At 72.0% G+C, this 19,524-nt stretch carries 17 protein-coding genes; 1 reads left to right on the top strand and 16 read right to left on the bottom strand.

Translation table 11 applies throughout. From position 1 onward, the window contains the following. Positions 1 to 3: 3 nt before the first annotated feature. The 13 genes from LV78_RS37825 to LV78_RS37885 all read right to left on the bottom strand — a co-directional run bounded on the left by LV78_RS37825 (position 4) and on the right by LV78_RS37885 (position 16,140). On the bottom strand, positions 4 to 3,261 hold the full coding sequence (locus tag LV78_RS37825; protein ID WP_253851017.1) for a hypothetical protein: 3,258 nt from the start codon (positions 3,259 to 3,261) through the stop codon (positions 4 to 6). Further along, positions 3,239 to 5,281 (bottom strand): flagellar biosynthesis protein FlhA, encoded by a 2,043-nt coding sequence (locus LV78_RS37830; RefSeq protein ID WP_253851018.1) that lies wholly within the window; start codon positions 5,279 to 5,281, stop codon positions 3,239 to 3,241. Before LV78_RS37830 ends, LV78_RS37825 begins: the two co-directional genes overlap by 23 nt. Positions 5,282 to 5,387: 106 nt before the next feature. Continuing rightward, positions 5,388 to 5,864, bottom strand: a complete 477-nt coding sequence (locus LV78_RS37835) for a hypothetical protein (protein WP_015801145.1) — start codon at positions 5,862 to 5,864, stop codon at positions 5,388 to 5,390. Between the two features lie 5 nt (positions 5,865 to 5,869). Beyond that, complete coding sequence (locus LV78_RS37840) at positions 5,870 to 6,232, bottom strand: response regulator (protein ID WP_015801146.1); 363 nt, start codon at positions 6,230 to 6,232, stop codon at positions 5,870 to 5,872. Then, entirely contained in the window at positions 6,229 to 6,714 is a 486-nt protein-coding gene (locus tag LV78_RS37845; protein WP_015801147.1) for a chemotaxis protein CheX, read from the bottom strand. The genes LV78_RS37840 and LV78_RS37845 overlap by 4 nt, the downstream gene beginning before the upstream one ends. After that, positions 6,711 to 7,100: a response regulator gene (locus LV78_RS37850; protein ID WP_253851019.1), complete on the bottom strand. Its 390-nt coding sequence runs from the start codon at positions 7,098 to 7,100 to the stop codon at positions 6,711 to 6,713. The genes LV78_RS37845 and LV78_RS37850 overlap by 4 nt, the downstream gene beginning before the upstream one ends. Further along, positions 7,085 to 7,957 carry a CheR family methyltransferase gene (locus LV78_RS37855; RefSeq protein WP_253851020.1) on the bottom strand — a complete coding sequence of 291 codons (873 nt, stop codon included), beginning with the start codon at positions 7,955 to 7,957 and terminating at the stop codon, positions 7,085 to 7,087. Before LV78_RS37855 ends, LV78_RS37850 begins: the two co-directional genes overlap by 16 nt. Next, entirely contained in the window at positions 7,957 to 9,141 is a 1,185-nt protein-coding gene (locus LV78_RS37860; RefSeq protein ID WP_253851021.1) for a protein-glutamate methylesterase/protein-glutamine glutaminase, read from the bottom strand. The genes LV78_RS37855 and LV78_RS37860 overlap by 1 nt, the downstream gene beginning before the upstream one ends. A 431-nt stretch (positions 9,142 to 9,572) precedes the next feature. Then, positions 9,573 to 10,433 carry a hypothetical protein gene (locus LV78_RS37865; RefSeq protein ID WP_253851022.1) on the bottom strand — a complete coding sequence of 287 codons (861 nt, stop codon included), beginning with the start codon at positions 10,431 to 10,433 and terminating at the stop codon, positions 9,573 to 9,575. Between the two features lie 118 nt (positions 10,434 to 10,551). After that, on the bottom strand, positions 10,552 to 12,192 hold the full coding sequence (locus LV78_RS37870) for a methyl-accepting chemotaxis protein (RefSeq protein ID WP_253851023.1): 1,641 nt from the start codon (positions 12,190 to 12,192) through the stop codon (positions 10,552 to 10,554). Between the two features lie 173 nt (positions 12,193 to 12,365). Then, entirely contained in the window at positions 12,366 to 12,800 is a 435-nt protein-coding gene (locus LV78_RS37875; protein ID WP_253851024.1) for a chemotaxis protein CheW, read from the bottom strand. 2 nt (positions 12,801 to 12,802) lie between these two features. Continuing rightward, positions 12,803 to 15,079, bottom strand: coding sequence for a chemotaxis protein CheW (locus tag LV78_RS37880; RefSeq protein ID WP_253851025.1), 2,277 nt, complete (start codon positions 15,077 to 15,079; stop codon positions 12,803 to 12,805). A gap of 845 nt (positions 15,080 to 15,924) precedes the next feature. Next, entirely contained in the window at positions 15,925 to 16,140 is a 216-nt protein-coding gene (locus LV78_RS37885) for a hypothetical protein (protein ID WP_253851026.1), read from the bottom strand. A 224-nt stretch (positions 16,141 to 16,364) separates the two neighbouring features. On the opposite strand from LV78_RS37885, the gene LV78_RS37890 reads away from it, so the two are divergent. Continuing rightward, positions 16,365 to 16,853, top strand: a complete 489-nt coding sequence (locus LV78_RS37890; RefSeq protein WP_253851027.1) for a hypothetical protein — start codon at positions 16,365 to 16,367, stop codon at positions 16,851 to 16,853. 511 nt (positions 16,854 to 17,364) lie between these two features. On the opposite strand, the gene LV78_RS37895 is transcribed toward LV78_RS37890, so the two are convergent. From LV78_RS37895 to fliQ, 3 genes are read right to left on the bottom strand one after another with little or no spacing between them, the layout of a single operon-like run. Further along, entirely contained in the window at positions 17,365 to 18,456 is a 1,092-nt protein-coding gene (locus LV78_RS37895) for an EscU/YscU/HrcU family type III secretion system export apparatus switch protein (RefSeq protein ID WP_253851028.1), read from the bottom strand. 7 nt (positions 18,457 to 18,463) lie between these two features. Then, a complete protein-coding gene (locus LV78_RS37900; RefSeq protein ID WP_253851029.1) occupies positions 18,464 to 19,234 on the bottom strand; it encodes a flagellar biosynthetic protein FliR in 771 nt (256 codons plus the stop codon). Positions 19,235 to 19,241: 7 nt separating this feature from the next. After that, positions 19,242 to 19,514 (bottom strand): flagellar biosynthesis protein FliQ, encoded by a 273-nt coding sequence (gene fliQ, locus LV78_RS37905; protein ID WP_015801159.1) that lies wholly within the window; start codon positions 19,512 to 19,514, stop codon positions 19,242 to 19,244. Positions 19,515 to 19,524 lie beyond the last annotated feature (10 nt).

A 19,524-nucleotide genomic window follows, 5' to 3' on the forward strand; every position in this document is an offset into this window, starting at 1 on the left:
GCGTCACGCTGCCACGAGGTCGGCGAGGGCGGTGGCGGCGGAGCCCGTGCTCGACATGCGCTTGCCGTCGACCGCCACGATCGGCAGGCCCAGCTCCAGCACCGTCGTCGGGTCCGCGCTGGCGGCGGCGCCGTGCACGGCCATGGCGACCACGTCGCCCAGCTCGCGCACGTGCCTGGCCAGGTCGCGGGACTTGCGGGTCGCGTCCACGACCGCCCAGACCGCGCTCGCGCCCAGGGCGCGGGTGATCTCGGCGGCCCACTGCGCGCCGTCGGCCTCGTCGACCGAGGCCTGCACGACCACGACCGAGGGGGTCTCGGCGGCGTGCAGCTCGGCGGCGACCTGGGTGGCGTGGCGGGCGCTGGCGACCCGGCGGTGACCGCTGGTCGTCGGACCGGCGACCAGCACGTCGGACGGGTCGATCCGCAGGTCGCGGCACACCGCGTTCGCGACGTCGAGGGCGTGCTCCAGCTCGCCCGCCACGACCAGGACCTGGCCGGGCAGCGCGGGCGCGGCCGGGGCGGGGCCCGCCGTGCGCAGGGGGCGCAGCGGGCGGGAGCTCTCGGTGCGCTGGTCCGGCAGCGGCGTGCCGGTCAGGTCGACCTCGACCTCGCACGCCGGGCGGGTGCGGCCGGTGTACATGGTGGCGCGGCGCGGAACCGGCTTCGGCGCGGGCAGCGCGGTCGGCTTCTTCGACGCGGCGGCGGGCTTGGCCTTGGGGGTCTTGGGCTTCACGGCCGCCTTGGACCCGGACGAGCGGGTCGTGCGGGTGGTGGCCTTGGGCTTCGGGGTCGGCTGGACCGGGATCTCGGCCGCGACGGTCTCGGACTCGGCGGAGGTCGCGGTGGGGGCGGCGGTGGTGGTCTCGGCGGTGGTCTCCTTGGCGCCGCCCATGATCTGGGCGACCGCCTCGGCGATCTCCTTCGCGGTGACCGCGCCGGGCACCAGCAGCGGGGCCGGGGCGAGCTCGGCGGTGGCGGCCTCGGCGGCGGCGCGGCCCTCGGCGCGCGCGGCGGCCTCCTCGGCCTCCATCGACGCGAGCCTGGCCTCGGCGACCTCGCGGGCGCGCTCGGCCTCGGCGCGGGCGGCCCGCTCCAGGGCCAGGGACTCGCGCGCGGCCAGCGCCTCCTCGGACTTCGCGGCCTCGGCGGCGCGCAGCTCCTCGGCGCGCTGCTCCTTCGCCGCCCTCGCGGCCCTGGCCTGCTCCGCCGCGTCGGCGGCGGTCTCGGCGATCGGGGCGCGGGACAGGCAGGCGGCCTGCTCGCCGTGCAGCACGGTGGTGCGCGGCTTGCCCTGCTCGGCGGCCAGGTCGGCGACGATCGCGGCCATGGCGGTGCCCGCCTTGGCGGCGGCCAGCTCGGCCATGCTCGCGGTCTCGGCCGGGGTCCACGCGGTGCCCGCGCGGTAACCGGGGGAGTCGACGTGCTGCACGTGCTGGACGGTGCCTGTGCCGGTGCCGGTGTGGGCGGCCTGGGACGGGGCGGACTCGGGGCCCGCGACCAGCGCGGACGCCTGCGGCGCGGCGACCACGGCCGAGGCCGCGACCGGGGTGGCGGCGATCGGGGCGGTGGCGTGGCCCGCGACGGCGGTCCCGGCGGCCGGGTGCCCGGCGACGGTCTGCGCGGCGATCGGGGCGACGGCGTTACCGGCGACGGCCTGCCCGGCGACGGCGGCCACCGCGTGGGTGACACCCGCCTGGGCGACGATCGTGCCAGCAGCGTGACCGGCCTGGGCGAAGCCCTCGGCGGACGCGGTGGCGACCTGCTGGCCGGCGACGAGGGCCGTCGCGACCGGCTGGGCGGTGGCGTGCTGGGCGGCGTTCTGCGCGGCGACCGGCTGCCCGGCGACGTGCTGCTGACCGGTGGCGTGCTGTGCGGCGACCGGCTGCGCGGCGGCGGCGTGCTGCTGACCGGCGGTCTGCTGCGCGGCGACGTGCTGGGGGATGACCTGCTGCGCGGGCTGGCCCGCCGCGAACGCGCCCGGCGCGAAGTGGCCGACGCCGTCGGCCTGGCTCGCGTCGTGGTGCTGACCGGCGGTGATCGGCTCACCGGCGGCCGTGGTGGCCGGACCGGTGGGCAGCTGGCCCGCCGCGTCCGCCTGGCCGAACGCGAGGCGCTGGGCCTCGGCGGAGCCGTAGGGGGTGGTGACCGGGTGGCCCGCGATGTTCAGCTGGGCGATCGCCAGGCCCGGCTCCTCGTAGCCCAGCACCGGCGCGGTGCGCACCGGGGCCTGGAGGGCGTTGTCGGCGACCTGGGCGGTGGCGACCAGCTGGGCGCTGGCCAGCGCCTGCGTGGTGGTGACCGGCGCGGCGGCCTGCTGCTGCGAGGCGAACTCGGCGGCGGTCTGCGCGGCGGCGACCCCGGTGGGGGCGGAGCCGGTCAGGCCGGTGCCCGCGTTGGAGGTGGTCGGCTCGGGGGTGCTGTGCACGGCGATCCGGCCCGCGCCGCTGGCGTACGCGGCGGCTGCGGCGGCCTGGGCCGCGCGGTGGGCCTCGGCGTGCGCCTCGGCGGCCTGCACCGCGTCCAGCCCGGCCAGCCCGGAACGGGTGACACCGGCCTGGGTGGCGGTCTGGGCGATCCCGGCCTGCGCCACGGCGGCCTGGGCGGCCCCGAGCGCGGCGCCGCGCTCGCCGGCCGCGCCGTGCGCGGCCAGCGCGGCCTGCGTCACGGCGGGCAGCCCGCTGTTGTTGCTGGCCAGCGCGATCGCCGCGGCGATCTGCTCCTCGGTCAGCCCGGCGGCCCGCGCCGCCGCCAGCTCGGCGATCAGCGCCTGGCTCTCCGCCGACACCAGCCCGGTCGGGGCGGCCTGGGCGGCGCCGGGGGCGCGTCGCCCGGTCAGGTCCGTGCTCACGCCCTGCGGCAGGGCGGAGGCCGGTGCGGCCTGCGCCTGTTCGCCCGCCTTCGCGGCGGCCAGCTCGTCGGCCGACACCGGGGTGCGCTCCGCGCCGTCCTCCCGGTCGGCCAGCGCGAGCAGGCCGTCCAGCGAGTCCGCGCCGGAGCCCTTGCCCGCAGCGCCCTGACCAGCCGAACCCTGACCGGCCGAACCCCGACCGGCGGAGTCCTTCCCGGACCCCTCGCCCGAAGCGCCGCCGTCCGGCACCTCGACCGTGATCTCGAACCAGCGCTGGGCGAAGAACCCCATCACGCCGCCCTTGCGCAACTTCTCCGCGGACACGATGCGCGCGTCCTTGCCGTGCTCACGGGCGACCTGGTCCAGCAGCGCCGTGAGGTTCGGACCCTCAAGCAGCAATCGAGTGGACACTGTTCACGACTCCAACGGTCTCGATCCGGTTGGTGCCACCGGAGAGTTCGGGGTAGGACAGGACGGCCAGGCGGGGAACGGCCACGTGGAGCAGGCGGTAGAGGGGGGCGCGCAGCTGCGGCGCGCACGCCAGCAGCGGGGTGGCCCCGCGCTCCTCGGTCTGGAGCGCCAGGCGGGACACGTCGCCCACCAGCTGCTCGGCCAGGTTCGGGTCCAGCACGACCTGCGCGCCGTGCTCGGTCATCCGCAGCGACTCCAGGAGCACCTGCTCCACGCGCGGGTCCAGCGTCATGACCGAGAGCACGCCGCCGGAGGCGAACCGGGAGGCGATCGCCGGGCCCAGCGCGTTCCGCGCGGCCTCGACCAGGTGGTCCGTGTCGGTGCTGCCGGACTTCGCGGCCAGCGACAGCGACTCGTAGATGCGGACCAGGTCGCGGATCGCCACGTCCTCGTCCAGCAGCCGGTGCAGCACCCGCTGGATCTCGCCAAGGCTCAGCAGGTTCGGGGTCAGCTCCTCCACCACGACCGGGTGAGTGCGGCGGACCACGTCGGTGAGCTGGCGGACGTCCTCGCGCCCCAGCAGCCTGCTCGCCTGGGTCCTGGTCACCTCGGCCAGGTGGGTCACGATCACCGAGGCGCGGTCCACGACCGTGGCGCCGGTCAGCTCGGCCTGGTAGCGCAGCTCGGCGGGCACCCACTTGCCCGCCAGGCCGAACACCGGCTCGACACCGGGGCGGCCGGGCAGCGCGTCGAGGTTGTCGCCGATGGCGAGCACGGCCCCTGCGGGGGCGGTGCCGGTGGCGACGTCGGACCCGCTGATGCGGATCACGTAGGTCGAGAGGGGGAGGTCCAGGTCGTCGCGGGTGCGCACGGGCGGCATCACCACGCCCAGCTCCAGCGCGATCTTGCGGCGCAGCGCGCGGACCCGCTCCAGCAGGTCGCCGCCCGAGCTGTCCACCAGCTCCACCAGGTCGGTCGCGAGCGCGAGCTCCAGCGGGTCGACCTGCATCTCGGAGAGCAGCGCCTCGGACGCGTCCGGCGCGGCCTGCTCGGGGACGGAGACGGCCTCGTCGCCCGCCTCGCCCTCCTTGGGCATCCGCATCCCGAGGAACAGCAGCCCGCCGCCGATCAGCAGGAACGGCAGCATCGGCAGCTCGGGGATCAGGGACAGGCACAGCAGCGCGGACCCGGCGACCATCGGCACCAGGCGGTTGCGGCCGAACTGGCTGAACACCTGGCTGCCCATGTCCCCGTCGGACACCGGACGGGTGACGATGATGCCGGTGGCCAGCGACAGCAGCAGCGCGGGGACCTGGGAGACCAGGCCGTCGCCCACGCTCAGCAGGCTGTAGGTGTTGATCGCCTCGCCGGCCTCCATGCCGCGCTGGATCATGCCGATGGCGAAGCCGCCGAACAGGTTGACCAGCGTGATGATGACCGCGGCGATGGCGTCGCCCTTGACGAACTTCGAGGCGCCGTCCATCGCGCCGTAGAAGTCGGCCTCCGAGGTGACCTCGGTGCGGCGCTTGCGCGCCTCGGCCTCGTCGATGAGCCCGGCGTTCAGGTCGGCGTCGATCGCCATCTGCTTGCCGGGCATCGCGTCCAGGGTGAACCGGGCGCCGACTTCGGCGACCCGGCCAGCCCCGTTCGTGATCACCACGAACTGAATGATGATCAGGATGAAGAACACGACCATGCCCACGATGAGCGACCCGCCGACCACGAAGTGGCCAAAGGCGCCGATCACCGCTCCCGCGTCGCCGTCGAGCAGCACCAACCGGGTGGCGGCGATGTTGAGCGCCAACCGGAACAGCGTCGCCAGCAGCAGCACGGACGGGAAGACCGAGAATTCGAGTGGCCGCTTGACCTGCATGCTCACCAGCACGATCAGCAGCGACAACGCGATGTTCGCCACGATGAGCAGGTCGAGCACGAAGGAGGGCACCGGCAGGATCATCATGACGATGATCAGGATGACGCCCGCCGGGACGGCGAACTGGTTCAGGCGCTTGGCGTTCACGACACCTTCCGGGGTGTTCGCTTGCTTCGCGGCCGATCCGTGGCCTTCGTCGCCGTCCTGGCAAACAGGTCATCGGCCCCCGCCGGGGGGAGCTGAGCGTTTCCGCTCAACGCCCCCCAACGAGTGAGAACAGGCCGTGGCTGTAACCCGTGACGGCGACGTCCAGGTCCAGCCGGTTGCCCAGCGCCTGGAGGTACCCGAGCACGTCGCCGGGCACCTCCTCGCCGGGCGCGTGGATCGACGAGAGCTTCACGTGCGGGCCGCCGTCGCGGTTGAGCAACCCGGTCAGCACGTTGCAGATCTCGGCGAGGTTGTCGGTGAGCATCGGGGAGAGCTCCCCGTCCTCGAGGGCGGCCTGGGCGCCGCCGGGCGGGATGAGCCCCACCGCCGCCGCCAGGTCGGCGGCGAGGGGGAACTCCATCCCGATGACCCCGGCGATGCTCATGTCGTCGTGGACGAAGACCGCGACCGCGGGCTTGTCCACCTTGCCGGGCGGGTCCGCGAGCTGCACGGACACGTCCTTGCCGATGAGGTCGGTGAGCAGGTCCCTGATCTCCTTGGGAGCGGGAAGTGTGTCGGCCATCGGTGTCATCCCAGAATCGAGTCGAACCGCTCGCGGAAGGTGTCCGCGGAGAACGGCTTGGTGATCAGGAACATGGCGCCCCCGTCCTCCGCGATCTTCTGCATCTCGTCGGAGCTCTCCGAGGTGACGAAGGCAAACGGGGTGTTGGTGCCGCTGCTGCGCAGCGCTCGGAGCAGTTCGATGCCGGTCATGCCGGGCATGTTCCAGTCCGACAGCACCAGGTCGGGCTTCTCCGCCTGCACGACCTCGTGGGCGTGCTGGCCGTCGGTGGCCTCGACCACGTCGTGGTCCCCGAACCCCGCCTGGCGCAGGGTCCTGATCACGATCTGGCGCATCACCCTGCTGTCATCGACGACCAGGATCTTCATACCGGCAGCTCCTCGCTGACTTGTTCCTGCTTGCTGCTGCTGAAGAGGACCACCGAGAACGGCTGGCCCTTCCACTGCACGACCGTCCGGCACAGCTCCACGGCGCCGGGCCAGCGCTCGGAGTCGGCCGCGCCGACGCGCGGCAGGGAGAGCTTCGCCGGGGAGGGGACGAGGCTCTTCACGTTGCCGCCGACCACGTTGGCCAGCTCACCGAGCGCGTCGCTCACATCGTCGTCGGTCAGCTCTTCGTGAGACATCATCAGCATGACGCTGGCCACGTCCTGGGCCCCGGCCTTGGAGGTCGACACCACCAGGTGCCCGTCCCAGGCGCCCACGATGGACACCGAGGCGGTCAGCTCCACCGGGTTCGGCCCGAGGTCTCCGAAGAGCAGCGGGTGCTCGGTCTCCGGGTCCAGGTAGGCCGACCAGACCTGCTCGGTCATCGAGCCCAGGTCTTCAGTGGTGGGGAGGACCAGCGTCATGATGCGACTCCAATCGGTACCAATCCGAGCAGGGCGAGCTTCTCGCCGATGCCTTCGGCGTTGAAGGGCTTGATCACGTACTCGTGAGCCCCGGAAGCGAGCGCCCGGACGATCTGCTCCTGCTCGCTCTCGGTGGTGACCATCATCAAGGTCATCTCGCGGAGGGCAGGGGTCTTGCGAGCGGTCATGATGAACTGCAGCCCGTCCATGACGGGCATGTTCCAGTCGACCAGCGCCAGGTTCGGCGCCGTCTCCTGCTCGGCGAGCACGTCCAGGGCGACCTGGCCGTTCTCGGCCTCCAGCACCTCCTGGAAGCCGTGGCCCTCCAGCAGTCGGCGCAGGATGACCCGCATGGCTCGGGAGTCGTCGATTACGATGGCGCGCACGTCGTTACCCCTTTCAAGGAAGTGGTCGCTGCGTCGGATTCGCCGCCGGCGAGTCGGTAGACCGCCGTGCGCCCGACGGGGACGCGCTGGAACGCGCTGTCGATGCCCATGGTCGTCTCGGCGGAGCCCAGCAGCAGCCAGCCGCCGGGGCGCATGAGCGCCCGCATCCGGCGCAGGATCTGCCGCTTGGTCTCCACGTCGAAGTAGATCAGCACGTTGCGCAGGAAGATCACGTCGAACGGCTGCATGGGGGGCAGCGGGTTCGCCAGGTTGATCCTGCGGAACGTGATGTTGCGGCGAAGGGCGGGCTTGACCTGCCAGTCCAGCCCCGCGCGGTCGAAGTGCGACACCAGCAGGGACGCCGGGAGGCCGCGGTTGACCTCCAGCTGGCTGTACTTGCCGGTCTGGGCGCGGTTGACCATCTCGCTGGAGAGGTCGCTCGCGGTGATGTCGTACGCCCGTCCGGGCGGCAGGCTCTCCTCCAGCTTCATGGCGATGCTGTAGGGCTCCTGACCGCTGGAGCAGGCCGCCGACCAGAAGCGCAGCGGCCTGGCGGGCCCCGCGCTCTCCAGTGCGGCCGGGAGCACCACGCTCTTGAGGGCGAGGTACGGCTCCTGGTCGCGGAACCAGGAGGTCTCGTTGATCGTCAGGGCCTCGACCAGGGACTGCCGCAGGTCCGGCGACTTGCCGGACTGCACGGCCTGCACCAGCGAGGCGGTGTCGGCGTGACCAGACTTGCGTGCCAGTGGGAGGAGGCGCGACTCGACCAGGTACTCCTTGCCGGGAGCCAGGACGATCGCGGCTTCTCGCTTCACGAGGTCTGCCACGAAGGCGAATTGCTGGGCGTTCAGTTCCACTACGCCACTCCCGGTGCTGTGGCAGCTACCCGATCGGGGAGCTGGGAGAGGATGTAACCGGTCATGTCGGACAGGGGGAGGACGTCGTCGGCCAACCCCGCCTCCACGACCGAGCCGGGCATTCCCCACACGACCGAGCTGAACTCGTCCTGTGCGGCGATCCGGGCGCCCTTGGCCCGGAGTACCTGTGCGCCCGCCCTGCCGTCGTGACCCATTCCGGTCAGCACCACGGCCAGGACGTTCCCGCCGTAGACCGAGGCGACCGATCGGAAGAGCACGTCCACGGCGGGACGGCAGTGGTTCTCCTGCGGGCCGTTGTGCAGCTTGGTCTGCACGTTCGTGCCCGCCCTGACCACTTCCAGGTGCTTGTCACCCGGAGCGAGGTAGACCGTGCCGGGACGCAGGGGCGTGCCCGCGGTCGCCTCGACGACCTTGACCTTGCACCCCGCGTCCAGGCGCTGCGCGAGCATCGCCGTGAAGACCGGGGGCATGTGCTGGACGACCACCACGGGGACCGGGAGGTTCGCGGGCAGCTCGGAGAGCACCACGCGGAGCGCCTCGGGTCCACCCGTGGACGAGCCGATGGCCAGCACGTCGACGCGGTTGTGACCGCCGGGGATTCCGGGAGCGGAGGGCCTGCCGGGGCCTCGGCCGACCGGGGCGCCGGGGCGGGCGGGCGCCTGGGCGCCGGGCCGCGCGGGCGTGCCGGGTCGGGCGGGCGGGCCGCCCACCGGGGGAGCGCCCACCGGGCCGCGCCTGGCGGGCGGCGGGGGCAGCTTGGGACGCCCGCACAGGGCGTGGATGCGCGGCAGCAGCTGCTCGCGCACGCTGGAGATCGATTCGGAGATGCTGCCCACGTTGGCGGGCTTGGTGACGTAGTCGCTGGCGCCCGCGGCGAGGGCGGCCAGGGTGGCGTCCGCCCCGACGCTGGTCAGCGTGCTGAACATGATGACGGGCAGACGCGGGTGCTTCTTGCGCAGCTCCCGGACGGTGGTGACACCGTCCATGATCGGCATCTCGACGTCCAGCGTGATGATGTCAGGCTGGAGCTGGTCGATCTTCGTCAGGGCGATCTTGCCGTTCGCCGCCGTGCCCACCACGCGGATGTTCGGGTCCGCGCTGAGCACGTCGGCGACCAGTCGTCGGATGACCACCGAATCGTCGACCACCAGAACCGAGATCACGGAGGCCTCCACCGCTTCGGCGAGGGAGCGGATTCTCCCTCGCGGCAGTGGTCCAAACGGTCATCCGGCTGGTGAGTTGAGGTATTTCCGAGGTTGTGGAGCGGTGAATTACCGTTGTGCACCCGGTGGGGTGAAACCGCAGGTCAGGGCGCTCAAGAAAGGGGCTGGAAAAGCTCTGCGGCACCTCTCGCGCAACCGTGGCACCTGCGGCGCAACCGGTCCGTTCCAGGTTACCGGCCGGTCGGTCCGACCGGCCCGTCCTCGGGGGCGTCCCACCCGCCTCCCGTGACCGGCGCGGGACGCCGGGCGCGGTGTCGCGGGGTGGCGGTGTTACTAGGGGGATCGCGGGGGAGCTGGATCGCCGGACGCGCTGGTCCGCCGGGGTGTGCCGTATCGCTGGGTTCGCCGGGTGCGCTGGGGAGCGGGGTCGGTCAGCGCAGCCAGTCGAGGCCGAGCACGGTGACGCACGGGGTGAGCAGGTCCAGCGACGAGCTGCTCTCGCCGAGGTCGCGCACGACCAGGGCCTGGGCGGCGCCGCTGAGCAGGTTCCACACCCCGCCCGCGCTGACCTGCACCGGGACCCGTGCCAGCTCGACCGCCTGCACCAGCATGAGCTGCGCGGCGGCGGCGGCCCTGACCCGCTCGGACAGGTGCACGGCCCAGGTCGCCGAGTGCATGGACTTCGCCCAGTCGCCGCCGCCCGCGCGGACCCGGTCGGCGGTGGCCGCGAGCGCGGTGACCTCGCCCTGGGTGGTGCGGCGGATGCGGTTGGTGAACGCCTCGACCGCCTCGGCCTGCGGGCCCAGGTCCACCGGGACCGGGCTCAGCTCGCGGCCCGCCGACACCCAGCCCGAGGCCAGGCGCCTGCGGTCGGCGTCGGGCAGCAGGTCGCGCAGGTAGGTCGAGGTCAGCACGTCCTCGATCACGCCGGTGGCGCGCTCGACGGTCTCCTGGTCCAGGCCGCAGTTCGCGGTCCAGTCCAGCACGTCGTCGCGCAGGCAGCGCAGCAGCCCGGACAGGTCGCCGATGGGCGCGCGCTCCAGCAGCGCGATCACCTGGTTCGGCTCGTGCGAGGACAGCTCGCGCACCGACGGGCGCGCCGCGGCGGCGTCCAGCGCGGCGGAGCGGGTCAGCATCAGCTCCGCCGACGGTGACGGAGCGTGGTCGGCGAGCGTCACCAGGTCGTCCGGGGTGAGCCCGCAGGCCGTCAGGAGCACCTCGGCGGTGGCGGAGCCGCCCGCGAGACGGGACAGGTCGAAGCCGAGAACCGGCGCGCTGATCAGGCTGTACATCGTTGCAGTATGCATGAACGCCCCGTACGGCGACACCTGTTCGAGTGAACGGTGTCGCCGTGCGGGTTGTCACACAGAGTTAGGTAACGTGGATCTCACCGAGGAGCGATACCCCTCGTCAGACCTTGAAGCGGCTCACCTGCTCCTGCAGCTCCGCGGACAGCCGGGCCAGGCCCTCCGAGGCCCTGGAGGTCTCGGTGACGCTCGCCGTGGTCGACTCGGCGGCGGTCGCGACGCCCTGGATGTTCGAGGCGATCTCGCCGACGCCGCCCGCCGCGTCGCTGACGCTGCGGTTCATCTCGGCCGTGGTCGCGGTCTGCTCCTCCACCGCCGAGGCGATGGTGAGCTGGAAGCTGTTGATCTGGCTGATGATCTCGCCGATCTCGCCGATGGCGCTCACCGCGTTCGAGGTGTCCGCCTGGATCAGCTCCACCCGGCGCGAGATGTCCTCGGTGGCCTTGGCGGTCTCCTGCGCGAGGTCCTTGACCTCGTTCGCGACCACCGCGAAGCCCTTGCCCGCGTCACCGGCGCGCGCGGCCTCGATCGTGGCGTTCAGGGCGAGCAGGTTGGTCTGCTCGGCGATCGAGGTGATCACCTTGACCACGTTGCCGATCTCCACCGACGACTGGCCCAGCTTCGACACGGTGCTGTTGGTGGTCTCGGCCACCGTCACGGCCTGGCTGGCGACGCGCGCCGCCTCGTTCGCGTTCTGCGCGATCTCGCGGATCGAGGCGCCCATCTCCTCCGAGCCGGTGGCCACGGTCTGCACGTTGCGCGAGACCTGGTCCGAGGCGGAGGCGACCACGCCCGCCTGCGCCGAGGTCTCCTCGGCCGCGGCGGCGACCTGCGTCGCGACGGCGGCCAGGCCCTGCGCCGAGTCCTCCAGCGAGTTCGCGCTGCGGCCGATCGCCTGCACGGTCTCCTGCATCGCGTCCGAGGCCCGGTTCAGCGAGGCCGCCATGACGCCGACCTCGTCGGCCGAGCGCACGGTGACCCGCTTGGTCAGGTCGCCCTCGGCCACCGACTCCAGCGCGTCGGACACCTCGCGCAGCGAGCCGGTGATCAGCCGGGCGATGTACAGCGCCAGGCCCAGGGCCAGCGCCAGGCCGACGACCAGCACGCTGATCTCGGTCCAGAAGCTCTTGGTCTGCTCGCTGGCGATCGCCTCGGTGCCCGAGGTGACGTCCGAGACCTCCTTGTCGCGCAGCTTGGCCATGGTGTCGTCCAGGACCGCGATGACCGGGCGCAGGTCGCTGTTGTAGAGCGCGTACCCGGCCTCGGCGTCGTTGCCCAGCGCGGCGTCCTTCATGGTGCCGTTGAGCTCGACGACCAGCTGGTCCAGGGTGCTGGAGAACAGCTTCTTGTCCTCAGGGGAGGTGTCGCTGCCCGCGCTGTAGTCCGTGAAGTAGCCCTTGGCCGTGGTGAACGCCTTGGCCGCGTTGTCCAGGTTGGTCTGGGTCTCGGTCGGGTCCGAGGTGATCAGCGACTTCAGGATGCTCTTGTAGCCGCTCTCGGTGCGGTCGACGACCATGTTCAGCGAGTTGAGCGCCCTGGCGTTGTCCGCCATGCCGTTCGCGTTCGCGGCGGAGCTGTTCAGCGACAGCAGGCCCTGGACCCCCACGACCACCGCGACGGTGGCGGACAGGCCGACGGCGGTCAGGATCTTGGTGTTGACCCCGCGGTCGGCGAGCAGCCGGGACAGGGCGGAGCGCTCCCGCGACGACGACTTGCCGTGCTCGGCGCTGGTCTGGGTGGCCATGGTGCGGTGGTCCCTTCCTGGAACGGGATCCCGTGCTGCGTACGGGCGGGGGTTGAGGGGGGGCGGACTTCTTCACCCGTGACATGCAGAACGGCGCACAGGGGCGGAACCTGAGGGTTCCCCTGTGCGCCGTTCGGTGTGAAGCAGGTCTCACCCGGTGGAGTGAGGGCAGGTCAGGCCGCGTTCGCCGCCTGCACGGCGCCCGAGGCGTCCAGCGCCAGCATCAGCCGGTTGGCCAGCGGGAACGTGCCGGTGATCAGCGTGCGGATCGGGCCGGTCAGGGTGTCCGGCGGCGGCTCCTCGTCGGCGGACTCGACCTCGACCACGTCGCCGATCCGGTCCACCAGCAGGCTCACCGACTCGTCGGCCGAGCGCACGATGATGTTCATCGCGGGCCCGTCCAGGACGGTGGGCTCCAGGCCGAGGCGGACCCGCAGGTCCAGCGCCGCGACGACCTGGCCGCGCAGGTTGAACAGCCCGCCCACGTAGCTCGGGGCCAGCGGGACCGGGGTGTACTCGCTGTACGAGAGCACCTCCTGCACCCGCGAGACCTCAAGGCCGAAGAGCTGGTCGGCGACCTCGAAGGTGGCGTACTGGATGATGGTCATGATCAGGCTCCCGCCATGTCGAAACCGGCGTAGTCGGCGTTGAAGAACTGCGGGTCGGCCGCCAGGATCGCCCTGCGCACGTCCAGCAGCTCGGTGACCTGCTGCTGCACGACCGCCGAGCCCGCGAGGCCGTCGTCGTCCAGGTTGCTGCGGGTGACGTCGTCGCTCTCGACGATGTCCAGGATGCTGTCCACCGCGAGCGCCACGCTGTGGCCGCCCTCGGAGTACACGATCGCCGAGATGACCTCGCGGTCCGTCTCCGACCAGGCGCCCAGCAGCTGCGAGAGCCGGGTGATGGGCAGGATCTGGTCGCGGTACTGCACGACCTCCCTGGTGCCCACGCGCTCGACGTTCTTGGCCGGGAAGTCCTCCAGGCGGGTGACCATGCTCAGCGGGATCGCGATCCTGCGGTCCGCGACCTTCGTGATGAGCAGGCGGTCGCCGTTCGAGGAGGCCGTGACCTGCTCGTCCTGGCCCGCGCCCACCGTGCGCTCCAGCGAGCTCAGGTGCGCCCGGCGCGCCAGCGACTGCACGTCCAGGATCAGCGCGACCTGGCCCTCGCCGAGGATCGTCGCGCCCGAGTAGCAGCCCACGTCCTTGAACCGCGAGGCCAGCGGCTTGACCACGACCTCCTCGGTGTTCAGCACGCGGTCCACGACCAGGCCGAACTGGCGGCCCTCGGCCTTGAGCACGGCCACGTAGATCTCGCTGTCCGACGCCTTGTCCGTGCCGGGCCCGCCGAGCACCTCGGACAGGCGCACCAGCGGCAGCAGCTTGCCGCGCAGGCGGTAGACCGGGGCGCCCGAGACGTACTCGACCACGGAACCGGACTGGCCGTCCACGTACACCAGCTCGTGCACCGCCATCTGCGGGATCGCGTAGCGCTGCTCGCCGGAGTCGACGATGAGCGCCTGCACGATCGCCAGCGTCAGCGGGATGTTCAGCCGCCAGGTCGTGCCCTTGCCGGGCACCGACTTCAGGTCGACCGCGCCGCCGATGGCCTCGATGTTGGCGCGCACCACGTCCATGCCGACACCTCGGCCGGACACGTTGCTGACCTTCGCCGCGGTCGAGAAGCCGGGGCGGAAGACGAGCTTGAGGATCTCGTCGTTGTCCATCGACTCCAGCTGCGACTGGGTGATGACGCCGCGCTTGACGGCGGTCGCGCCCACCTTCTCCGGGTGGATGCCCGCGCCGTCGTCGCAGACCTCGACGATGACCTGGCCGTGCTCGTGGTACGCGCGCAGGGTCAGCGTGCCCTCGCGGGACTTGCCGGTGGCGACGCGGGTCTCCGGCGGCTCGATGCCGTGGTCGACCGCGTTGCGCACGAGGTGCGTCAGCGGGTCCTTGACCGCCTCCAGCAGGCTGCGGTCCAGCTCGGTCTCGGCGCCCTCCATGACCAGCTCGACCTCTCGGCCGCAGGCCGAGCTGAGGTCGCGCACGACGCGGGGGAGCTTCGACCACAGCTGCTTGATGGGCTGCATGCGCGTCTTCATGACGCTCTCCTGCAGCTCGCTCGTGATCAGGTTGAGCCGCTGGGCCGCGCGGCTCAGGTTCGGCTCACCGGCGGCGTCGGCCGCGCGGATCATCTGGTTGCGGGTCAGCACCAGCTCGCCGACCAGGCGCATCAGGGCGTCCAGCAGGTTCACGTCGACGCGGATCGAGCTGTCGGCGACGCTGCGCTTCGACCCGCCCTCCTCGGCGGCCTCGGCCAGCGGCGCGGGCGCGTTGACGGCGACCGGGGCGCTGGGCTCCTCGTGCTGCTCGGGCTCGTCGTGCTCCTCGTCCTCGACCTCGACCTTGGCCTCGGGCTCCTCGGGGGTCGCGGGCGCCTCGACCACGGCCGCGACCTCGGGCGCCGCGGCGGGGGCCGCCGGGGCAGCGGCGGCCGGGCCGCCGGTGATGCACGCGGTGACCGCGTCGATCACGTCCTGCACGTCGAGGTCGCCCTCGGCGCCGTTCTGCTCGATCTGGGCCAGCAGCTCGCGGACCGTGTCCACCATGCGCAGCAGCACGTCGGCGCTGGGCTTGTCCAGCTCCTGCGTGCCGTCACGCAGGCGGACCAGCAGCGACTCACCGACGTGGGTCACCTGCTCCAGCTTGGTGAAGGCGAGGAAACCGCTCGTGCCCTTGATCGTGTGGATGGTGCGGAAGATGCTGGCCAGCCGCTCGTGCGACTTGGGCTCCTTCTCCAGCGCCACCAGATCGCGGTCGAGCTGGTCCAGGTTCTCGTAGCTCTCCACGAGAAATTCCTGCACCACATCGTCGAAATCGTCCACCGGGTCCTCCTAGTTCCGCTGTGGACTCCCATCGGCCGGGTGGACGACGAGATGAGAACTGCTCGTGCTCGTTTTTCCGGGCGAACCGGACATCGTGGTCGGTTGCTCGGGGGTGAGGCCCAGGTCAGGCGCTTGTGAGCGCTGAGCGGGGGCGCGCGCCGAGGGCGCGGCCGGTGGGCTCCGCACGGGTGAACGGCATGGGGGTGGGGGTTGTGAAGGGTGTTGGGGGCTCGATCGGGTGAACCGGGGGTGGGGGTGGGGTGGGGAACCGGCGGGTTGGCGGCCGGGGCGTGAACGCAAACTGCCAACTGTTGACTGTCAACAGTTGGCAGTTTGGGGGCGAGTGGGGCAACCAGCGCCGGCGGGGCCTGGAGCGGCGGGTGCGGCTGGATCGGCCGGGCAGGGGGGCTGGGCTGGGCCGGGGGGTCGGGTGTCGCGGTGGGCGCTCGCCTTGCGGGGCTGCCTCGTCGTCGCGGGGGTTGGAGCTAGAGCTGGGGGTGGGGTCGCGGAGCGGGAGCGGCTCGGACGCGGTGTCCCGGTTGTCTTTCGGTTGTCGAGTTGCTTTTTGGTTGTGCCGGGTTGTTTTTCGGTTGCCCGGTTGTTTTTTAGTTGTCTTCGGTTGTTCTTCGGTTGTCCCCGGTGTTCGTCCGGGTTCCGGGTTGCGCTTCGGTTGTGCTCGGTTGCTTTTTGGTTGCGAGGTGTCGGCAGAGTCCTGCCCCGGTCGACACCCGGTCTTTCACAGCCGAATGGCGCGGTGCGTGGTGGGCCAGCCCCTCGGGGGCTGCCTCTGCCACTACCGCGCCGTTGACCAGCGGACCGGTGTCCGCTCGGGCTGCGACGATGCGTCAGGCCGAGCGGCGCAGGGCGTGGGCCGGGACCGCCACGGGGGTGCTGACCTGCGTCGGGACCGCCGCGCGCACGAAGGCCCAGCCCTCGAACGCCGCGCGCTCGTTCTCCTCGGCCAGGATGCGGTCGAGGGTGCCGTTCGCGGCGCGCATCCGCCACGCGACCAGACCGACCAGCAGGACCCCCGCCGTCGCGATGAGCATCCAAGTCGCCATGTCCGTCTCCTTGCTCGAACCGGTGCGGTTGTTCCGCAGGCCTGTCGTCGGCCGGGGGTGAGAACTCCTGAGAGGTTTTCTCGGAGAAATTTTTCGCGCTCTTTCGGGGCTCAGATAGTCCGATCGGGTGACGTACACAGCGGGACATGGGCACGGATGACCAACCACTCGGGGGAGTGACTCATTCGTGCAGGTCAAAGCTGTGCACGGAGGAGTGTTCCCCTATGTTCCACCGCGTCCGTCAGGTCGCCGAGGTGCTGGCCGTGCTGGGGGTGTGCGCGCTGCTGGTCGTCGGGGCGCGCAACACCACGGCCACCGGAGCGACGCCCGTCACAGCGGTGGCGAGCGCCGCCGACCAGGTCAGGGCGCGGGTCGACGGGGTGCTGCTGTCCTGCGAGCGCCTCGACCCGGCCACCTGCGCCCTGGCCGCCGACGGGGTCGCCGACCTGGCCGCCTCGGCGCTGGCCGTGGCCGGGCAGGTGCGCGGGGTGGTGAGCCCGGAGCTGCGCGTGCTGGCCGAGGCCGTGGAGGCGGACGTGTCCGCGCGCAAGGCCGCGCTCTGCACCCCGAGCGGCGCCGCGACCGGTGAGGACCCGCGCGCGCCCGTCGCGACCGGTGGGCGCTGCGGCGCCCTGGCGGAGGAGCAGCGGCCCCGGTTGCTGGCGTTCCTCGGGGCGCTCAGGGGGAGTGGAGCGGGCGGCGACGGGGTGTGAGGGCGCGGACCGGGCGGCTGAGGGCTGCGGTGACGGGTGGCGGCTGGCTGCTGGGCCTGCGGCGATGAGCTGCGGCCGGGGCTCTGGGCAACGGGGTGCACCTGGGCCTGTTCGAGGGGACCTGGGTGAGGGCTCGCGGTGACCGGCGACTGGCGACCGGTGACTGGTGACCAACCACCGGTGACCGAAGGCTCGTGGTCGCGGCGGTGACCGGGCACGTGTCGCCGGTGTGCTGAGCTGCGGAAACAGGCGGTGGTTCGGGCGCGGCCCGCGAGCCTGAGCGCGCGCCCGGCGAGCGGCGGGCCGCAGGTGGGCGGCGCCCACGTCCAGCGGTGGCGGGCCGCTGCCGGCGGCGCGTCCCGGCGGGTGGCGCGCCCGGCGAGCGGCGGGCTCTGGAGAGGTGGAGCTGCTCCCGGTGGGGCTCGTCGTGCGGCCCGGCTTCCGGGTGGCGCGTGGTGGCGCGGGCCTGGGGGCGTGGTGGCCCGCCTGCGTGGCCCGCGCCCCGCCCCCCTCACGCCGCGTGCGCCTGCATCCGGTGCGTGCCCGCCGCGCTCCCCTTGCGCTTGAGCCGGTGCAGGAACGCCAGCACCTGCGCCACCGGCCCGAACATCTCGAACGGGATCTCGTGCCCCACCTCGCACGCCTTGTGCAGCGCCCGCGCCAGCGGCACGTCCTGCACGATCGGCACCCGGTGCTCGGTCGCCAGCTCCCTGATCTTCGTCGCGATCGCGCCCGCGCCCTTCGCCACCACCCGAGGCGCCCCGCGCGCCGGGTCGTAGCGCAGCGCCACCGCGATGTGCGTCGGGTTCACCAGCACCACGTCCGCGTTCGGCACCTCCGCCATCATCCGGTTCCGGCTCATCTGCATCTGCTTCGACCGGATGGCCCCCTTGAGCTGCGGGTCGCCCTCGGACTGCTTGTGCTCGTCCTTGACCTCCTGCTTGGTCATCTTGAGCTCCTTGTGGATGCGCCGCTTCGCCACGGCGTAGTCCACGACCGCCATCACCAGCCCGCCGATCGCCGCCAGCCGCAGCAGCGACATGGCCGTGCCCGTGGCGACCTGCGTCAGCGACGCCAGCGACAGCGACCCCGACGCCACCACCGACGGCACCAGGCCGCTGACCGACACGTACAGCAGCGCCGCCAGCAGCGCGGTCTTGATGAGCGTCTTCAGCGCCTCCCACAGCGAGTGCGGGCCGAACATGTTCTTGATGCCCTTGAGCGGGTTGAGCTGGGTGAACTTCGGCTTGAACTGCTTGGTCGACATCCGCAGCGTGCCCTGCAGCCCGGCCGCCACCAGGGTCGCGACGATGATCGTCAGCGACAGCGGCAGCACCGCGATCGCGCCGTCCAGGACGCCGTCCTTCACCATCGCCACCGCCAGCGCGGGCTCCGGCGCCGCCATGAACGCCGCGGCCTTCTTCAGCAGCCCCTGCCCGATGTCCAGCAGGCTGGTCAGCGTCATCGGCAGCGTCCAGGTCGCCCCCAGGATGCCCAGCCACGTCCCCAGGTCGGGGGTGCGGGCGATCCGGCCCTCGCGCTTGGCGTCGCGGATCTTCTTGGCTGTGGGTTCCTCGGTCGCGTCCTTGTTCTTCCCGCTCACGCCGCGCTCACCTCCCGATCGCTTCCATGACGGCGGACGCCGCGTGCTTCGCGATGTTCTCCACGCTCATCGGCAGCATCGGCATGGTCAGGCCGACCAGCACCAGCGTCAGGCCGATCTTGGCCGGGAACCCGATCTGGAACGGGTTCAGCGCGGGCGCGATGCGGTTGAGCAGGCCGAGGCCCACGTCCGCGCAGAACAGCACCACGATCAGCGGCCCGGCGATCTGCGCCGCCGACAGCAGCAGCTGCCCGAGGCCGGTGGTCAGCAGCGTCCCCAGCCTGCCCAGCGACAGGCCGCCGTCCAGCGGGATCGCGTCGTACGAGAGGGTGAACCCCCGGATGATCACCTGGTGCGAGCCGGTGACGAACAGCAGCGTCGTGGCCAGCAGGCCGTAGAAGCGGCCCAGCACCGCGTTGTTGCCGGAGAACGACATCGGGTCGAACGCGAACGCCAGCGAGAAGCCGCCGAACACGTCCAGCAGGTCGCCCGCCGCCTGCACCCCGGCGAAGATCACCGCGGTCAGGAAGCCGAGCCCCGCGCCCACCACGACCTGCTCGCCCGCCGCGATGACCAGCGACCAGGTGTCCAGCGAGGGCACGCTGCCCTCGGACAGCCTGGGCACCACCGGGAGCGCCAGCCCCACGGCCAGCATCCCCTTGACCGTCATCGGGATGGCCTTGCCGTTGAACGGCGGGCACACCATCAGCCAGGCGGCGGAGCGGGTCGCGGCCAGCAGCAGCGCGACCAGGACGTTGACGCCGATGTCGAGGTTCACGCCGCGCTCAGCCCGAGACCAGCGACGGGATGCGGCCGAACAGGTCGGTGGTGAAGGTGATGATCTCGTGGACCATCCAGCTGCCGCTCAGCAGCAGCGCCACGCACACCCCGGCGGCCTTCGGCACGAACGACAGGGTCACCTCCTGGATCTGGGTGACCGACTGGAAGAGCGAGATGGTGAAGCCGATCAGCAGCGCGGTCAGCAGGACCGGCGCGGCGAGCTTCGCCGTGATCATCATGGCGTTGGAGCCGAGCTCGACGACGGTGGTGTCATTCATCAGGAGGTCC

This window comes from Actinosynnema pretiosum (genome assembly GCF_024171695.1).
Lineage (GTDB): Bacteria > Actinomycetota > Actinomycetes > Mycobacteriales > Pseudonocardiaceae > Actinosynnema > Actinosynnema pretiosum.

What these genes read in the sequence shown, in the direction of transcription:
- LV78_RS37835 (WP_015801145.1), bottom strand. Translation starts at nt 5,864, where the DNA reads ATGGCCGACACACTTCCCGCTCCCAAGGAGATCAGGGACCTGCTCACC.
- LV78_RS37840 (WP_015801146.1), bottom strand. Translation starts at nt 6,232, where the DNA reads ATGAAGATCCTGGTCGTCGATGACAGCAGGGTGATGCGCCAGATCGTG.
- LV78_RS37845 (WP_015801147.1), bottom strand. Translation starts at nt 6,714, where the DNA reads ATGACGCTGGTCCTCCCCACCACTGAAGACCTGGGCTCGATGACCGAG.
- LV78_RS37865 (WP_253851022.1), bottom strand. Translation starts at nt 10,433, where the DNA reads ATGTACAGCCTGATCAGCGCGCCGGTTCTCGGCTTCGACCTGTCCCGT.
- LV78_RS37870 (WP_253851023.1), bottom strand. Translation starts at nt 12,192, where the DNA reads ATGGCCACCCAGACCAGCGCCGAGCACGGCAAGTCGTCGTCGCGGGAG.
- LV78_RS37875 (WP_253851024.1), bottom strand. Translation starts at nt 12,800, where the DNA reads ATGACCATCATCCAGTACGCCACCTTCGAGGTCGCCGACCAGCTCTTC.
- LV78_RS37885 (WP_253851026.1), bottom strand. Translation starts at nt 16,140, where the DNA reads ATGGCGACTTGGATGCTCATCGCGACGGCGGGGGTCCTGCTGGTCGGT.
- LV78_RS37890 (WP_253851027.1), top strand. Translation starts at nt 16,365, where the DNA reads ATGTTCCACCGCGTCCGTCAGGTCGCCGAGGTGCTGGCCGTGCTGGGG.
- fliQ (WP_015801159.1), bottom strand. Translation starts at nt 19,514, where the DNA reads ATGAATGACACCACCGTCGTCGAGCTCGGCTCCAACGCCATGATGATC.